Raw genomic sequence first — 17,709 nt, 5'->3', positions numbered from 1 at the left:
ATGATTCAACGTTCTTTCGAGTTACATCCCACATATAAACTTTATAGTACATCATTGCATAATCAGTTGTTTCTTAGTATCTCTATCACAGAAAAAGATGCAAATCCGGAAAAAACAATAGAGGAAATCTACAGCAGAATAGCCGAGATATTGACAGCTTCTTCGAGCCAGATTATTCATGAACGATGCTTCGCCAGCGTGGAACTGCAGCGACAAATCCAACAAGCTCGAGTTCGCGCATTGGAGAAGCATCACATACAAAGTAATACTCCTGTCACTTTTATTGAAGGGGAATCATGCTTTGAGAATACAATAGCCGGTTTCCAAATAAGAGCTTTAAACCCTGCCTCGGGTACAGATATCCGGACCATTAGCGATGATGGTATTCCGAAAGGACGAACATGGAATATCAATGGCTCAACATTTTATATGCTCCAGAGTATTGACGGCGGTAATACCAACGGAGTCGGACATTCAAATAAGAAAGTTCAATCAGAAGCAATGTTTCATCAAGCAGAAAGACTTCTTCGTGCTCAAGGATCTGCATACCAAGATGTAGTGAGAACATGGATTTACATATCGGATATTCTTGATTGGTACGATGATTTCAATGTTGTACGAAATCATTGTTATTCTGAGTACGGTTTTATCGGTAAGACCGAACAAGTACAGGCAGAAGAGATCTATCTTCCCGCGAGCACGGGGATCGAGGGAAGAAATCCATCGGGACGTGCGGCTGTGATGGATGTACTTGCCGTCCACAGTTCTCCAAAGAGTACGATCAAGGTACGTCCTATCTATGGCACAAAACAGAGATCCCCGTATCGATATGGATCTGCGTTTTCACGCGCTGTTGTCATTGAAGAAGCCCAAAGTAAATTGATACTTGTTTCCGGCACAGCTTCAATCGATGAAGAGGGAAGAAGCGTTTTTATCGGAGATCCTGCTGCCCAAATGAAACAAACGTTGAAAGTGGTTTCTGCTTTAATCGCTCCTGAAGGAGCAACACTGCAGGATCTCTGTGAGGCGACCGTGTTTTTAAAACGCAAGCAGGATTTTTCTATTTATCAAAAAATAGCTGAGGAAACCGGTATTTCAAGCGCTCCTTCCGTACATGTCGTAGCAGATGTTTGCAGAGATGAATTATTATTTGAAATCGACGCCGCCTTTATTATTGAAAAATAAACGGCGTAATCATATTCGGAAGCATCTATTGTAGGGGTTGAATATATTCATCCCCGATGGATTCATTCAAAATTATTATTCCATGCACATGGCTTGGCGGCCGGAGGCATGAAAATGTCGTCCCGCTTTGTGGTACAACTTTTTTTGAATTCGTCTCATTCAATATTTTGAAAATGTTTTGGTATATCCTCTCGACACTGAGCGATGAAATTTCCGATTTCAATGAATCACCTCTGTTCAAGACGGTATAGCTGCCAAAAGATTGATTCTGCCTGCCCGTTTTGCTAAGTTGTCAGAGAAACATTTGAGTCGAATATGAGCACGAGCATCACTCTAATAAACCATGCAACGGTACTTATCCGGATCGATGATGTGCATATCATCACTGATCCAATCTACACCAGATCTGTCGGATGGATTGCGCCCCGCTTACAGAAACCGGGCATACCATTTGACGACCTCCCGCGTATCGATTATATACTGATCTCACACAACGATTATGATCATCTGAGCATGAGAACACTCCGCAGGTTATATCGGCGAAACCAATCGACGGTTCTTGTCCCTTTCGGTGATGCCAAGTATGCCTGCAATGCCGGCTTTACAACAGTTGTAGAAATGAACTTGTGGCAGACGATTGACTACAATCAAATACGAATAACCTGTGTTCCGGCAAAACATAAAAGCAACCGTATGCCTCTTCAGCGGATCAAACAACTATGCTGCGGTTATGTTATCGAGAAAAATGATAGCGTGACATATTTCGCGGGCGATACAGGGTATGGCGAACATTTCAAAGAAATCTCTTTACGCTTTTGCATCAAAGCCGCTCTTCTTCCTATTGGCGCCTATAAACCGTATGAATGGTTTCGTGAAATCCACCTCAATCCGCAAACAGCGGTCAAGGCGTTTCTTGATCTTAAAGCTGAGGTTCTTATCCCCATTCATTGGGGTACATTCAAAATAAGCGATGAACCGCTCAATGAACCGCCTGTTCTCCTTCTTGAACAAGCAAAGCGATATGGCGTGGCCAGCAAGATACGTGTTCTTGAAAACGGTGGACGAGTGGACCTGTGATCATCAAATACTGCAGTGTTCGCTTCTCATCTATTTTAATTTGAACGAAATCTGAATAGGTTTCAAAACATCTTGTTGATGGATGGTCAATTCGAGAATAGGGCCCGCCATCGGTCGAGGTTTGCTGCCGGCACCCTTGAAGGGCATGGTTTCTTCTTGAAGTTCAGACTGTGTGATCAGAACTGCTTCATCCGAGGAATTGAGTTCCAGTTTTTTTTCATTGACCTTAATGTTTTTTGGGTTGCTGTTCTCCGGCAAATTCAACCTGATGACCCAATCTCGTAAAGAAATTGCGCCGTTATAGTTTCCTTGTTTCCTGTCGATGACAAACTGTATCTCGTCCTTGTTCTTTGCCAGAGTGACCGGCGTTTTACAGAAAGCATCTTTCTGATAATCAGGCGATAAACCATCGTCTTCGTAGAGGATGCGTGATGTACTGATAGTGTTTTCTGAAGAGACAAAAGCATCGACTATTATTTTATTCCACGCCTGTTCCGTGGTGTATTGCATTTGCGGCAAAGAAAAAACAATACCGCCGGTACGGACATAGACAGGGCACTTCCATAACTCCGGTTGCAAAATGATCATTTTTGGACCTTTCAGTTCTTTTCCCGTCCAAATATCCTGCCAACTTCCGGGTGGAATCCATGCTCTAAAAACCTGCTCGGTATCGATAGTTCGTATAAGTTGAAATTGTGCACCGCCTGCATTTTCAAAATATTCAATTCGTATTGAATAGGAATGACCTGGTTCCAAATTCACTGCAATGGGATAGTCAGTAGCAGCCTGATCGTGCCAGGCATCGACAATCAAGCTGTCGTCAATCCAAACTCGAACTCCATCATCCGAGACAACCTTAATCCTGAATACTCCATTATCTTTCAATGGAAAAATTTTTCCAGTCCAGCGAATAGAGAAGTGATCGGCAGGGATTCTCGGATCTGGACTCACTGTTCTCCAGATAAAATTTAAAGTGGAATCCATACGGACAAATACCGGATCACCTTTTACGTCTTGGTTATCAAAGTATTCACCACGAAGTCCCGGCTTTCCGTCGGGAGTTTGTAAGTTACGAATCGGCACTGCAACGTCTTTTGTTTTGCTGAGAGCGAAGGGTGCGATAAGTAAATCTTCTCCGAAGAGAAACTGCAGATCCCGTTTGGCATCAGGTTCATTGGGCCATTCAAGATCACAGCGGCGCATAATGGGTGTTCCATCATCATACGCTCGGCGAGCTGCTGCATAGAGTGTCGGCAGAAGCCGATACCGCAGCCGGATGTAATCGGTCGTAATTCGTTCGGCTTGTTCTCCATATTCCCAGGGGTAGCGTGTTAATCCACGTGTACAGTGCAGCCGTGTAATGGGTGAAAAAACTCCGTATTGCACCCACCGTACGTATTGATCCGGTTCCGGATTGCCGCCCGTATGCCCTCCAAGGTCTTCATTTACATAAGGCAGCATTCTATAAATACCGCTGTTGACACCATTGGCGATACCGGTTTCCAGATACTCCCATCGTGATTTTTGATCACCGGTCCACCAAATTGGAAATCTGTGGGAGGCCGGATGTGAAGGAGTGTTCCATACACCGTTATCGATGCCATCAACATTTGACATTATGAGAGGTCGTCTCTCAGGATGAAATTTTTCTGTTATGTCATGGTACAAACGCATACCCCAGACCTCTTTACTAATACCCGGCATAGGTTCTTGGAGTCCGGTGTACCAGTTGCGGTCGTACCACCAGATATCAATACCCTTATCGAAAAGGCTCGTCAATCCGTTCCATCGATATTGAATTTCTGCAGGATCCAATGCTGTCTTGGTTTGTGCTTCAGGGTGGTCATTGTACATGAGACGCACATGTTTTCCATGTGCTCTGCTAATAAATCTTTTCATATCGGGGAACAATGAATCATTCGTCGTATAACCGTGGGAAGCTCCAAGCCGCCAGTCGGTATCCACAACGAACATATCTAACGGTATCTGTTTTTTTCGATATATGTCGATGGTTTGAAGCGCCGTCTCTTCGGTGTAAGGATGGTAACGGCTGTCCCATAAACCAAAAGCAAAAAGCGGAGGCAAAGGAGTCGGTCCGGTGAGTTTCAGGAAATCTTTTCTAAAGTCATTATAATGCCCTGATTCAATAATGAATATATAGACATCATCTGCATTATTTGTTGTATCCCAGCCGGAAGCGGGATGATCCTTGAATTTTTCAGGCGGCGTCGTCGCGCCCCATTCAGGCGGTACCAATCGTGGATTGTCGGAGAGAATCCATATCTGATCATTACTGACAGGATCCGGAAAAAATCCCGCGGGTGGCATTCCTTTAAATCGATATTGATTTTTACCGTTCTTCAACTGAATGAAGATTCCTTCGAGTGAATGGCAATTCTTGGGCAGCTCGATCTGGCATTTTGAAGTTGTGAGAATTGCTTGACTTCCCAGCTCTTGAGTCTTTATCGATTCTCCGGTCCAGTTCCGATCGACCACAGTAAAAGTGTTTCGGTCTTCAAAGCCCTTCGGTCCTTTTTGTTCAATCCTCATAAGATTTTCAGATAGGGCTTGAATTCGAATGTTGCCCACGATCGCTTCGCTGGATTGGGCCTTTGCTGGTTGTATGAGAATAATTCCAATAAGGCAGGAAATGCAGAGGAATAAATTTTTTAATGAATTCATGAGAAATTTTCTTTCTCTATCGAATCTCGAAACTCATTTGAATTTTTTACTTTTATTCCTCTTCACGCCCACAAAATTAATCCTTCGCGGAATGGGCTGTCAATGTCCGGGTGTTTTGGCAGCACGCGAACAGTATGCCCCATTCGTCCGCTGGATTCAAGTTTGATGTTCCCGATAAACTCAAACGTATCATCATTTATTTTTTTATGGAACTGCATTGGCAATGTTTTTGCTGCATCGATGTCGCCTTTTGCGTCGAGCGGTCCAAAAAACATTTCTACCGATACATCTTCCGGATTGAGTTTACCCAAATCCAGCCAGGTGTGAACAATACATTCATCGCCGACTTTGAAGCCGTCGTGTTTATCTATCTTGATATCGAGAATTTTGAGTGTGTTCCAATTATTACGGAGATTTTGTTTCCAAGCAGCGAGTTGCTTCGCCCGTTCTAGTTTATTTTGAGAAAGAGCTTCGGCACGCTGAAGAGCCGGCAGGTACATTTCCTCTGTATACTGGCGCACCATCCGGTTGGTGTTGTACTCCGGTCCAATGACGCGCATAGCGCTTTTCATCTTGCTAATCCACGGGCGGGGCAGGTTATCTGCTGTTCGGGAATAGAACAATGGAATGATTTCTTTTTCAAGAAGATCGAAAAGTGCATTCGATTCCACTTCGTTCTGGTATTCTTCATCGCGATATTCTTCTCCGCGGCCGATCGCCCAGCCGGTGTTCGCGCAGCATGCCTCAGCCCACCAGCCATCGAGAATGCTCACGTTTATTGCTCCGTTGAGCGTCGCTTTCATACCGCTTGTTCCGCTGGCTTCCATAGGACGGAGCGGTGTATTGAGCCACACATCAACACCCTGTACGAGGTAGCGTGCAACAACCATATCATAATCTTCGATAAAGACCATTCGCCTGCGCGCTTCAGGACGGCGCTCGAAGTGAATTATTTGGCGAATAAGTTCCTTGCCTGGATTGTCATTCGGATGTGCTTTACCAGCGAAGATGATTTGCACAGGCCGTTCTTTATTGTTCAAGATATTGATGAGACGCTCGGGATTTCGGAGAAGAAGAGTCGAGCGCTTGTATGTTGCAAAACGCCGCGAGAAACCGATGGTGAGCGCTTCCGGATTGAGAATCTCGTCGGATTGCGATATTTCGGAAGGAGTTGCACCGCGGGCTTCAAGCTGTGATCGCAGACGGTTGCGTGCAAAAGCAACTAGCCGTTCGCGCCGGCGTTCGTGTGTGCGCCATAGTTCTTCATCAGGAATATGATGCACACGTCCCCACAGTCCATATTGTTGTGCAGCATCTTCGCGCCAACCGGGACCAAGATAGCGATCGAACAACCCAACCATATCGCGGCTGATCCACGATGGTGCGTGTACGCCATTGGTGATTGAGATAATTGGGATGTCCTGTACGGGGATACCGGGCCAGACATTTTTCCACATTTCTCGCGATACTTTGCCGTGCAGTTTGCTTACGCCATTGCTATGTCCGGACATTTTAAGTGCAAGAATGGTCATGCAAAAACTTTCGGCGGCGTTGTTTGGATTCTCACGTCCGAGTCCGAGAAATTCTGCTTGTGTTAATCCCAAGTCCCGATAGTACTGGTTGAAATATTGTTCCATCAGCTTTGGATCAAAATAATCGTTGCCGGCAGGCACAGGTGTGTGCGTCGTAAAAACTGTACTTGCGATTGTTCCTTCACGTGCTTCAGCAAAACTTATTTTATACTCCTGCATCAAATTGCGGCAATGTTCCAGTGTAAGGAATGATGAATGCCCCTCGTTTAAATGAAAGACCGATGGTTTTAAACCGACTGCTGTCAATGCACGGCAGCCGCCGATGCCAAGGAGAATTTCTTGTTTGATGCGCAGTTCCCGATCGCCGCCATACAACTGATCGGTAATATTCTGGTCTTCCGGAGAATTTTGAGGAATGTTTGTATCGAGAAGATAAAGCTTCACACGTCCAACCTGGACTAACCAAATTTGGGCAAATACTTGCCGACCAGGTAAATCCACAGAAACAGTCTTTGGCTTTCCATCAGAGTCAAGCGCTTGTTTCAGTGGAAGCGCGTAAAAATCATTTTCCGGATTTCGTTCTTGCTGCCATCCATCAGCGTTCAGGTATTGACGAAAATATCCTTGCTGATATAATAATCCGACACCGACAAGTGGCAGTCCCAAATCGCTGGCAGCTTTTAAGTGGTCGCCGGAAAGAACTCCCAATCCGCCGGAATAATTTTGCAAACACTCGGTTAATCCAAACTCCGCGGAGAAATACGCAAAGCAGCTATCTTTTTCTGCCGGATGAGTTTTGAGAAACCAACTCGATCCGTTTTCCTGATATTCAGCAAAACGCCTGCATGCACGTTCCGCTTGGGCGAGAAACGCATCGTCCCGTGTTAGTGTGATGAGACGTTCCTGTTTAATCATTCCCAGCATCTGTACTGGATTGTGATTTGTTTGTTCCCATAAATCCAGATCAATCCGCATAAAGAGTTCCATCAGTTCGTGATCCCACACCCAAAGCAGATTATATGCGATGGATTGAAGGCATTGAAGTTCTTTTGGAATTGATGGGGCAACGGTGTAAGAAAGGATGGGTCGAGTCATAAAAATAACTCACTTTCTATGTGCTGAATAATATCGGTCAGCGTTCAGCAGATGTATAAATAAGAGAAATAAAACTCGTTCAACGACAACATTTTGTAAAATCATAGTAAACATTCGGCATAAAAACCACTAAATACATTCGAAATTCCATTGCTTTCGCTGGTTTTATGTATTATATTAAGATGATTTTGGGCGATGCCGTTATTGAAAGCGGCAACCTGGCTTTGTCGAGGTTCGATGAAGTCGACTTCCTCGCACATCAAGTTCATTAAATTGGCAAAAAAACCTCATATTTACTGTGTCTTTTCTGCGTTCCTCGTCCTTTCCATCGTTTCGAGTTTGTGCTCAATTGTAGTGTCTCAACCACTTATTCTTACAAATGGCCAACCAACACTCGAGGGGTTAGACGCAGGAATGCATATCGATTCGCCCACACGCAAGAAAATTGACTTGGCAGGGACCTGGCAATATTCCATCAGCGGCGACATATGGCGGGATATTAAAGTTCCAAGTTCAATTGCCTATGAAGGACAGGTAACATTACACCGCACCTTCGCTGTGAGCGAAGAACTTCTTAAAAAGTCTGCATTCAAGTTTGTGGCGCTTGGAATTAATTACGAATGCGAAATTTTTATCAATGATGTATTCATCGGAAAACATGTTGGCGGATATACAAGTTTTGAGTTTGACGTCCCGGATGATGTATTGCAGATTGGCCAGGAAAACACAATCAAGGTGATGGTGAGTAACCGGTTGAGTGCCCGTAAAACTCTCCCTGTATGGAAACAAATTTGGGGATGGAAAAATTACGGTGGTATTTTACGTGATGTCTATATACTAGCAACACCACGGCTTTGGGTGGACCATGTCCGTTTTCAAACAAGCTCTAACATTCAAATGAATCAAGCAACTGTTCGGCTTGAATGTGTTTTGAGCAATAAACAATTCGGTCCGTTGAATCGGGATTCGCTTTCATCAAGATCAAAACAATCTTCCTACTTCCTCAACGTCGAGTTACATGAACGGTTCTCAGATCTACTCATTGCGCAAGGGACGTCAGCACCTATAACACTCGAATCAAATAAAAATGCAAATGTCCAGCTTGCGCTCACTGTGAACGGACCGAAGCTTTGGAGTCCCGAAAATCCAGAACTCTATATTCTGAAAACAAGTGTCGTCGCTATTGAAGGAAAGCAAAGAGTAGCGGTTGACCAATATAATTTGAATATGGGATTTACATCCGTACAAGTGCAAGAAAACGCATTCATACTAAATAGCAACAAAATAAAACTGAAAGGTGTCGTGTGGATGGAAGATTCGCCGAGATGGGGGGCGTCTCTTTCGTATGAACAGATGGAGAAGGATGTTGTTCTCATCAAAGCACTTGGCGCCAACGCAGTTCGATTTGCGTTTCATCCGCCGCATCCTTATATGCTGAACCTTTGCAGCCGCTATGGATTACTCGTCATTGAAGAAATGCCTGTGTGGAATGTGCCGGCGGAAATATTAAATGAAGAAGCTTTCCAATCAATGGCAGAAATCCAGACACGGGAAATGGTGGAACGAGATGGCGGGTATCCGTGTGTGCTTGCGTGGGGTATCGGAAATCAGTTTGATTCTGCAGATGAACAGGCTCTTGGCTTTGTGAAGAAGATCTCCGAAGTAATTCACCAGCTTGATGATCGTCCTGTGTATTACGGCTCCCCTATGCTGAAGAATGATGTTTGCACATCTGGTGTGGATTTTGTCGGTATCACCTTGCCCCAGTGCGATTTAAAAACTTTCCGACGGTTGTTATCGGAATGGGAAAGAAATCATCCGAGCCAACCGCTCGTCGTACTCAGTTACGGAAAAGAAGTCGAGCAAAATAACCGGAACGGTTACAGCGATCCGATGTCGCAGGAAGCACAAGCGAGGTTCTTTATTCAATACTATGCTGCACTCAAGGAGGCAAACACCGCAGGCAGCTTTGTGCTGGCTCTCACGGACTGGCGCGGTGATCGCCCTCTGCTCAATTTTGGACTTGGCGATCGTTATCTTCATCCCGTCGGTTTGCTCAGTCAGTCGCGGGAGAAGCGATTGGCATACGAAGTTGTTCGTGTGCTTTATAACGAAGAACGCATTACTGCTATTCCGGCAGGAAACCATCGCATGAATTTTCCGTGGGTGCATGTACTCATCGGATTTTTGGTAATTGTTCTTATTGGATATGAATACACGAACCGAAGGTTTGGTGAAAGTCTACAGCGTTCGTTGATCCGATCGTATAATTTTTTTGTAGATTTACGCGACTTGCATACGGTTTCCATCGGGCATACTCTTATTCTGTCTGGCGCTATTTCAACTACACTTGCATGCTTGCTTTCTGGTATTATGTATCATTATCGCGCGGATAGATTTGCAGATTATATCATTACGTATCTTTGCACTATGGATTACGTGAAAGAACAATTCATTCGCGCAACTTGGCACCCGTTTGCAGGCATAGTCGTGTTGACCTGTTTATTCTTTCTTGCTGGAGCAATTCTTGCCTTGTTGATGTGGGTGCTTGCATTATTCATAAGAATCCAAGTTTCTTGGGTTCATGTTTATTCGGTTTCTGTTTGGGGCGCAGCACCTATTATTTTCTTAAGCCCACTTGCAATGAGTCTCTTTAAAATTATGGAGAATCCTTCGTATGTGCTTCCGTCGCTCGTGCTTATTGGTCTCTTTCTCTTCTGGACATTGTTGCGCGTGTTGAAGGGAGTTTCTGTGATGTACGATCTGAGTCCGGTGAAAACGTATGTCGGCGGATTTCTCATGTGCATTATTCTTTTGGGCGGATTGTTCCTCTACTACGATTCAATCTTTGCACTGAGTTCGTATCTAAAATTCATCATTCATCTCGCGCAGAACCTTGGGTAATGTACCTCTCCAAATTAGAAATATTTGGGTTCAAGTCGTTTGCCCAGAAAGTAAGCATGTCGTTTGACGAAGGGCTTACTGCAATCGTCGGGCCCAATGGCTGCGGTAAAACAAATGTGGTAGATGCAATCCGCTGGGCTTTGGGTGAACAGAAACCTACGACGCTACGGTCCGACAAAATGGAAGATGTTATTTTCAACGGAACAAAATCACGCAAGCCGCTGAATGTTGCAGAAGTTTCCATCACCATAGAGAACACAAAAGGGATCCTCCCGTCTGATTACAGTGAAGTAACAATCACACGCCGTGTGTTTCGCTCAGGAGAGAGTGAATATTATTTAAATAAGACACTCTGCCGATTGAAAGATATCCGAGATTTGTTTATGGATACGGGGATGGGTTCGGATGCGTACTCCGTCATCGAGTTGAAAATGGTGGAAAGTATCCTGAGCGACAACTCTGACGAGCGGCGCCGTTTGTTCGAAGAGTCCGCTGGCGTCACGAAGTACAAATATCGGCGTAAAGAGGCATTCCGCCGCCTTGATGTTGTTCGTCAGGATCTGACACGCGTGAATGATATCATTCGCGGCGTGGAGAAGGCAGTGAATTCGCTCGAACGTCAAGCGCAGAAAGCGGAAAAGTACAACGAACTTGTTAAACAATTGCAAACACTAGAATTGGGTTTACTTGTTCGCGAATTCTCAAATGTGGTTTTGAAAATTGAACCGCTGACACAGCAGCTTTCCGTTGCAGTAGATGAAAAAAACCGGTTAGAAGTAGAAGTGAAGCAGGAAGAAACACTGTTAGATGTGCTGCGACAGGAATCGGAAGAATTAGAGCGACAACTGACTGCAACCCAAGAAGACCTCATAACACGACAGACGGCAATTCACGAACTGGAACAGCACCGTGCCACTTCGGTAGAACGCAGGCGGTCACTCCAGGAAAACATAGAACGATTCAATAGGGAAAAAATTGAACTGAGCCAGCAGCGCGTGGAGTTAGAAAAAAAACAAGCTGAATTGGCGCATGTGTCGGAACACCTTCAGGCAAAAATTACTGCCGCAGAAGAGATATATCGTCTTAAGAAAACTCAACTCGATGAATTTGAAATCCAGTTAAACGCTCAGCGTGCCGAACTGAAAGCAAATCAAGAACAAGTGATTGCGCTCATGCATGAACTTGCAGAACTGCGTAATCGCGAGAACCAGGTAAAAGCGCGCATTGAAAATATCCGCGGCCGCGTGAGCTACACAGCTGAAGAGAATACAGGATATCACCGCGACATCGAGAAAAATTCAAGTCTCATCGCCGCGCTCACAGCGGAGAACAAACAGCTTCGTCTCTCATTTGCGGAAGCAGAAGTGCGAACGCATAAGATGGAAGATTACAAGCAAAAGCTTCAGGATGAAATTGAACAACTGCGCAGGCAGGATCACGAAGTGCTGGGTGATGTCGAACGCAAGCAGGCCCGCATAGATTTTCTGAAAGGATTAGTCGAGAGTTTCGATGGGTATTCTGAAGGTGCAAAGTATCTCATCACGAGCAATGAGTGGAGCGCAAAAATTCAGACGACGGTGGGCGAAGCTGTCCAAACAGAACCACAATATCGCATTGCCATTGAGACAGCTCTTGGTGAAACGGCCGGATTTGTTGTCGTCGATAATGTACAGGAAGCATATGCAGCAATCGATTTCCTGAAAAAGAACAACAAGGGAAAGGCAACGTTCATCTGTCTTGACCGGTTGCCAAGTCTTTCCAATCATCGTGTTCCCATTCAAAGCGTGGGAGTGATCGGGTGGGCGAGCAGTCTGGTGCAGTTTGAAAGTCAGCATGAGAGATTATTTAATTTTCTTTTTGATGAAACGCTTCTCGTGAACGATGTTCCCGCTGCGCTCACTATTGTCAACGATCATCCTAATGTCCGTTGCATTACACTAGAAGGTGAAATTGTCACGGGGAAGGGTGTTGTTCGCGGCGGCAGTGTCCGGCAGGATGAAGGCGGGCATATAAGCAAGAAGTCACAACTGGAAGAATTTACCGCCGATGTCAGTAAGCTGCGTGATCGGCACGAACGCATTATGCATGATCTTCAAAAGAAAATAGAGGATTTGGAAAATGTCAATTTGAAGAAACTTGCGGAAGAAGCGCGCGCCATCGAACAACAAAAAACTTCTGTGGAAATCCGCATTGCACAAATTGAATTTGAAAAGAAGCGTGCACAGGATAATATTGATCGCAACAACACGGAAGCGAAAAAACTTGGGCAGGAAATTGAGTTGTTGAATAAGGAAATTCAGACACTCACGCCGTCCGTTGCTGCATTGGAACGCAGGCAGGCGGAAGCGGAACAGCAGGTGGGCGCGGCAATGAGTGAAGTAGAGACCATGGATGCGCTTTGGAATGAATATTCCGGCGTTGCAAATGAAGCGAACCTATCGGTACTTGCGCTGAAAAGTGAAGAACGCAGCGTTCTTCAGGAAAAAGAATACACCATTGCAACAGTGCAGACCGTCGCAACGACATTCGACCAGCGGACAGAAGAAATATTTAAGGCGAAAGAAGATATCGGAACGATCGCAGCCGATCTGGAAGCGATTGCCGTTACGCTTCGCGAAGCACGACAGGAATATAACAATATACTTGAACAGAAAAAAACCGTTGATCAGGAATTTTCTATTAAGCGCAGTCAGATTCATGAAATTGAATTGAAGTTAAAAGATGAACGGCTCAAGCAGGAAGGGTCTTTGAAATCGGCGCACGATCTTGAGATCAAGATTCAAGAACTGACAATGAAAGCAGAAAATCTCAAAGCACGTGCCAAGGAAGATTTTGAAATCGATATTCAGCCGCAGGAGTTTTCCGATGCGAACCCGTATGATTTTACAGCAGCACGCGAAGAAGTCCACAAGCTCAAAGAAAAAGTCAATGTACTCGGCGCGGTGAACTTTGCTGCGTTCGACGAATACAAGAGCGAGAAGGAACGGCTTGATTTTATGTCTGCCCAGCGGGACGACCTGGAGCAATCCGAAAAGACGGTGCTGGAGACGATCAATGAAATTAACGCCACAGCGCAGAAACAATTTCTGCAAACGTTTGAATTGATCCGCGAAAATTTCATCACAACATTTAAGAGTTTGTTTGATGAAGGCGATGAATGCGATCTCCGGCTCGATCCAGAAGAATTGGACCCCCTCGAAGCACGCATAGAAATAACCGCAAAGCCGCGTGGCAAGCGCCCGACTTCGATTGATCTGCTCTCTGGCGGCGAGAAAACTCTGACTGCAATTGCATTATTGTTCGCTATTTATCTGGTGAAACCGAGTCCATTTTGTATTCTCGATGAAGTAGATGCACCGCTGGATGATTCCAATATTGATCGGTTTGCGCGCATTCTGCGCAAGTTTTCAGATAATACACAATTTGTCGTTGTCACACATAATAAACGAACTATGGAAGCGACAAACGCAATGTACGGCGTCACGATGGAAGAAGAGGGCGTATCGAAACTTGTTTCAGTGCGCTTTAATGAAGTAGAAAAGAATTAAAATCTAAAAACTCAAAATTACAGACAACAAATAACAAACAAATTCCAATAATAAAAACCAAACATAAAAAGATCTTTTTTTTGTCAATGAGCAATTGAGATTTTCCCAAAGGGATGCCTTTGGCAGATCATTGTCTGAAATTATTCCGAAGGGATGCCTTTGGCAGATGTTTGGAACTTGAAATTTTACAGAAGTTTATATGATTCGTGTTTTTTGTGATTTTGATGGCACTGTATGTTCGGAAGATGTTGGTGAGCAGTTCTTTCTAAGATATGCAGGTGAAAAAGCGGAACAAAACATTCAGCGTTTGCTCAGCGGCGAAATCACCATGCAGGAATGGTTGACGGAATTGTGCGAAGCGATCCCTTCAATCCGTCAAAAGGATTTTTGGGATTTCATAGATCAGTTTGTCACTGATCCGCACTTTGCAGAATTTGTTCGTTTCTGTAAAGAAAAAGAAATCCCGCTCATGATTCTCAGCGACGGGTTGGATGCGTATGTAGAACATGTTCTTTCAAATGCTGGATTAAGTCACGTACCGTTCTTTGCAAATCACGCGGAGTTTGTCGGAGAGAGACTAAACGTTTCTTTTCCATACACGGATGCAGAATGTCACTCGTGCGGCAATTGCAAGCGCAATCACATACTCAATGCATCAGCCGATGAAGATATCATTGTGTACGTCGGCGACGGATATTCTGATCGGTGCCCGGTGAGGTATGCAGACTTTGTTTTTGCCAAGCAGCAGCTCATCAAGCATTGTCAGGAACAGAACATTACATATTTTGAATTCAATCACTTTGGCGATGTGCAGACAAAGATGGAAGAAATTGTTCAACGCAAGCGTATTCATCGCCGGCAGGAAGCCGCTATGTCGCGCCGCGAAGTCTTTATGCAAGGATAAAAGTTGAAGTCTTTTCGAGAAAGATTGTTTTCATTGCGCAGCTATACGCCTATTCCATTCCTGTTGGCGATGGTTATCTTCGCTCAACCAACAGCAGTGACAATGGCGATTGGATTTGTCGTGGTGGCGATTGGTGAATATATTCGTTTTTGGGGTGTTGCATACGCCGGAAGTCTTACACGCGTCACCGGCAGTGTTGGTGCGCCGGAAGTAATTATGGCAGGACCATTCGCACGTGTTCGCAATCCGCTGTACGTTGGCAATTTACTCACGTATGTCGGTATCGGCATTATGTCAAATGCACTCGTACCGTGGCTCGTACTAGTCGCGGCAATATGGTTCAGCTTTCAGTATTATCAAATTGTGATGGCGGAAGAAGAATTTTTAGAAAAAGAATTTGGTACAGCATATGTAGAATTCAAACGAAACGTTCCGCGTTTTATTCCGCGCGTGTCGGCGTACGTTAATCCGATTCAGTCAAAACAATTGGCGAACTGGAAAGAAGCGATACACTCCGAGCGGCGAACGTTTCAAGCATTGAGTTTGGTATTTGTTATTCTCATTGTTCTTTGGTATGTGAGGTAGTGCGTGGATCAGCGTGTGATGATCATTGCTGGTGAAGCATCGGGTGATTTGCATGGCTCCGGTGTCGTGCGGGAGTTGAAACGCCTTTCTCCTCGTGTCGATGTGTATGGCGTTGGCGGCGACAAGATGAAGCATGAAGGCATGGATCTTATTTATCACATCAACGAGCTCGGGTTTATGGGATTTAAGGAAGTGCTGCAACATCTTCCGTTCATCAAGACAATGGAACGCACTCTTGAGCAAATCGTGAGGTTCAAAAAGCCGGATGTGCTGCTGCTGATCGATTATCCCGGATTCAATCTCCGGTTTGCACGCATTGCGAAACGCTATGACGTCAAGATCGCCTATTATATTAGTCCGCAGGTGTGGGCGTGGCATAGGTCGCGTGTGAAAAAGATTCGCTCACTTGTTGATAAGATGCTGGTCATTTTTCCATTTGAAGCGGATTTCTATCGAGCGGAAGGAGTCGATGTAGAGTTCGTCGGTCATCCTTTATTGGAAGTGTTGGAGTCGAAACTCGACCGGAAGAATTTCTGTAAACGTTTTTCATTGGATGAGCAGAAACCAATAGTGGCATTGCTCCCCGGAAGCCGCAAGCAGGAGATCGATTCAATCTTTCCTGAAATGCTTTCTGCCGCGCGCATGCTTTCTGCCCAGAATAATGCAGAAATTGTTATTGGTCTTGCACCGACCTTGGACGAAGAATATTTCAGAACACTCTACAATTTAAAAGGAATTCATTTTATTAAAGGATTAACGTACGAATTGATGGCAAATGCTGATTTTGCATTTGTCACTTCCGGCACCGCGACGTTGGAAACGGCATGTTTTGGAACACCGATGTTTGTAGTGTACAAAACTTCTTGGTTGACGTACTTGATAGGTCGTGCGCTTGTGCATGTGAAGAATATCGGACTCGTCAATATTGTAGCGGGGAAGATGATTGCGCCGGAGTTTATTCAGTATAAGGCAACTGCGAAGAAAATGGCAACGTCGGCGTTGAGATTGTTGCATGATGAGAGACAACTTGCAGATATGAAAGCAGAGCTTTCCAAGGTGAAGGTTATGCTGGGCACAGTTGGTGCCTCGCGGCGAGTTGCAGAACAAATTATGAAGATGGCGTAAATGAAGCGCGCAAGACTTTTTCTCTTGCCGTTCTCTCTGTTTTATTGGCTGGGAGTTACTGTTCGCAATTGGTTCTTTGACATAGGCATTTTAAAAACGAAAAAGGTAAGCGTACCGGTGATTTCTGTCGGTAATATTTCTGCGGGCGGGGTTGGCAAAACACCGTTTGTGGAACTGCTGATAGAAAAATTAGCAATCAATGGCCAGTTATCAGTTGTCAGTAGAGGATATGGACGAAAATCTATTGGAACGGTTGTTGTCAGCGATGGACGCGGAAAATTAGCGTCGGTTGAAAATTCTGGAGATGAACCGATCCAGCTTGCGCTCAAATATCCCGAGTTGATAGTTGTTGTAGATGAACAGCGTGTTCGAGGAGCCCAGAAAGCCGTCGCACTTGGTGCAAAAATGATTCTGCTCGATGATGGATTTCAACACCGGTATGTACATCGGGATCTTAATATCGTTATTCTCACAGCGGAAGAAATTCTCAAGGGAGATGTATTACTGCCTTCTGGAAATAGACGCGAGCCATTGACCTCGTTGAAGCGCGCAGATGTGATTGCAGTGACACGATGCGCGGATACTAAAGAGTATGAACACGTTTGCACAGTTGGACGGGATTGTAGCTTGTTTCCGACTAATACGCCGACGATTGGATTGACAACAACACTCAAAGCATTGAAGCGTATTTCATCCAATGATATCGTACAAGCTCAAGAATTTAAAAATAAAAATGTCATTGCGTTTTCTGGAATCGGTAATCCGAAATCGTTTGAAGATCTACTGTTGAAAGCGGACATAAACATTGTGAAACATCTTTCTTTCTCAGATCATCACTGGTACAAGGATAACGATCTTAAGGTGATTATTGATGCAAGAAAACAAACACAAGCCGAATTCATTATCACGACAGAAAAAGACGCTACGCGGCTGAGAGAACGATTTACACAATTTCTGGAAATGGAATCGGTGATCGTTGCTGAGATTCAGATGGGAATATTATCTGGAGAACAAACTTTAGACGAATTGTTCAATCGTCTCAATTAAAATATTATGGATAGAAAATCTTATT

Annotated in this window: 10 protein-coding genes; 8 read left to right on the top strand and 2 right to left on the bottom strand. The window is 44.6% G+C overall.

Annotated features, from left to right (window positions below):
* On the top strand, positions 1–1,185 hold the full coding sequence (locus NTX44_13545; GenBank protein ID MCX6122628.1) for a RidA family protein: 1,185 nt from the start codon (positions 1–3) through the stop codon (positions 1,183–1,185).
* A gap of 315 nt (positions 1,186–1,500) precedes the next feature.
* Positions 1,501–2,262 carry an MBL fold metallo-hydrolase gene (locus NTX44_13540; GenBank protein MCX6122627.1) on the top strand — a complete coding sequence of 254 codons (762 nt, stop codon included), beginning with the start codon at positions 1,501–1,503 and terminating at the stop codon, positions 2,260–2,262.
* Positions 2,263–2,292: 30 nt separating this feature from the next.
* Here the strand turns inward: NTX44_13540 and NTX44_13535 are convergent, their stop codons facing one another.
* Positions 2,293–4,944, bottom strand: a complete 2,652-nt coding sequence (locus NTX44_13535) for a PA14 domain-containing protein (GenBank protein ID MCX6122626.1) — start codon at positions 4,942–4,944, stop codon at positions 2,293–2,295.
* 62 nt (positions 4,945–5,006) lie between these two features.
* On the bottom strand, positions 5,007–7,571 hold the full coding sequence (glgP, locus tag NTX44_13530; protein MCX6122625.1) for an alpha-glucan family phosphorylase: 2,565 nt from the start codon (positions 7,569–7,571) through the stop codon (positions 5,007–5,009).
* Between the two features lie 237 nt (positions 7,572–7,808).
* Here glgP and NTX44_13525 point away from each other — a divergent pair, with 237 nt between their 5' ends.
* The 6 genes from NTX44_13525 to lpxK all read left to right on the top strand — a co-directional run bounded on the left by NTX44_13525 (position 7,809) and on the right by lpxK (position 17,684).
* Positions 7,809–10,475 carry a beta galactosidase jelly roll domain-containing protein gene (locus NTX44_13525; protein MCX6122624.1) on the top strand — a complete coding sequence of 889 codons (2,667 nt, stop codon included), beginning with the start codon at positions 7,809–7,811 and terminating at the stop codon, positions 10,473–10,475.
* Positions 10,475–14,023, top strand: a complete 3,549-nt coding sequence (gene smc / locus NTX44_13520; protein ID MCX6122623.1) for a chromosome segregation protein SMC — start codon at positions 10,475–10,477, stop codon at positions 14,021–14,023. The genes NTX44_13525 and smc overlap by 1 nt, the downstream gene beginning before the upstream one ends.
* Before the next feature lie 199 nt (positions 14,024–14,222).
* Positions 14,223–14,927 carry an MtnX-like HAD-IB family phosphatase gene (locus NTX44_13515; protein MCX6122622.1) on the top strand — a complete coding sequence of 235 codons (705 nt, stop codon included), beginning with the start codon at positions 14,223–14,225 and terminating at the stop codon, positions 14,925–14,927.
* Between the two features lie 3 nt (positions 14,928–14,930).
* Complete coding sequence (locus NTX44_13510; GenBank protein ID MCX6122621.1) at positions 14,931–15,512, top strand: isoprenylcysteine carboxylmethyltransferase family protein; 582 nt, start codon at positions 14,931–14,933, stop codon at positions 15,510–15,512.
* An 18-nt stretch (positions 15,513–15,530) separates the two neighbouring features.
* Positions 15,531–16,637 carry a lipid-A-disaccharide synthase gene (gene lpxB, locus NTX44_13505; GenBank protein ID MCX6122620.1) on the top strand — a complete coding sequence of 369 codons (1,107 nt, stop codon included), beginning with the start codon at positions 15,531–15,533 and terminating at the stop codon, positions 16,635–16,637.
* Entirely contained in the window at positions 16,638–17,684 is a 1,047-nt protein-coding gene (lpxK, locus tag NTX44_13500) for a tetraacyldisaccharide 4'-kinase (protein ID MCX6122619.1), read from the top strand. It begins immediately after the preceding gene.
* The last annotated feature ends 25 nt before the right edge of the window (positions 17,685–17,709 follow it).

It is taken from the genome of Ignavibacteriales bacterium (assembly GCA_026390575.1).
GTDB lineage: Bacteria > Bacteroidota > Ignavibacteria > UBA10030 > UBA10030 > Fen-1298.
Note: the sequence above shows the minus strand (reverse complement) of the source record. Positions and strands in the feature narration are given on the sequence as shown.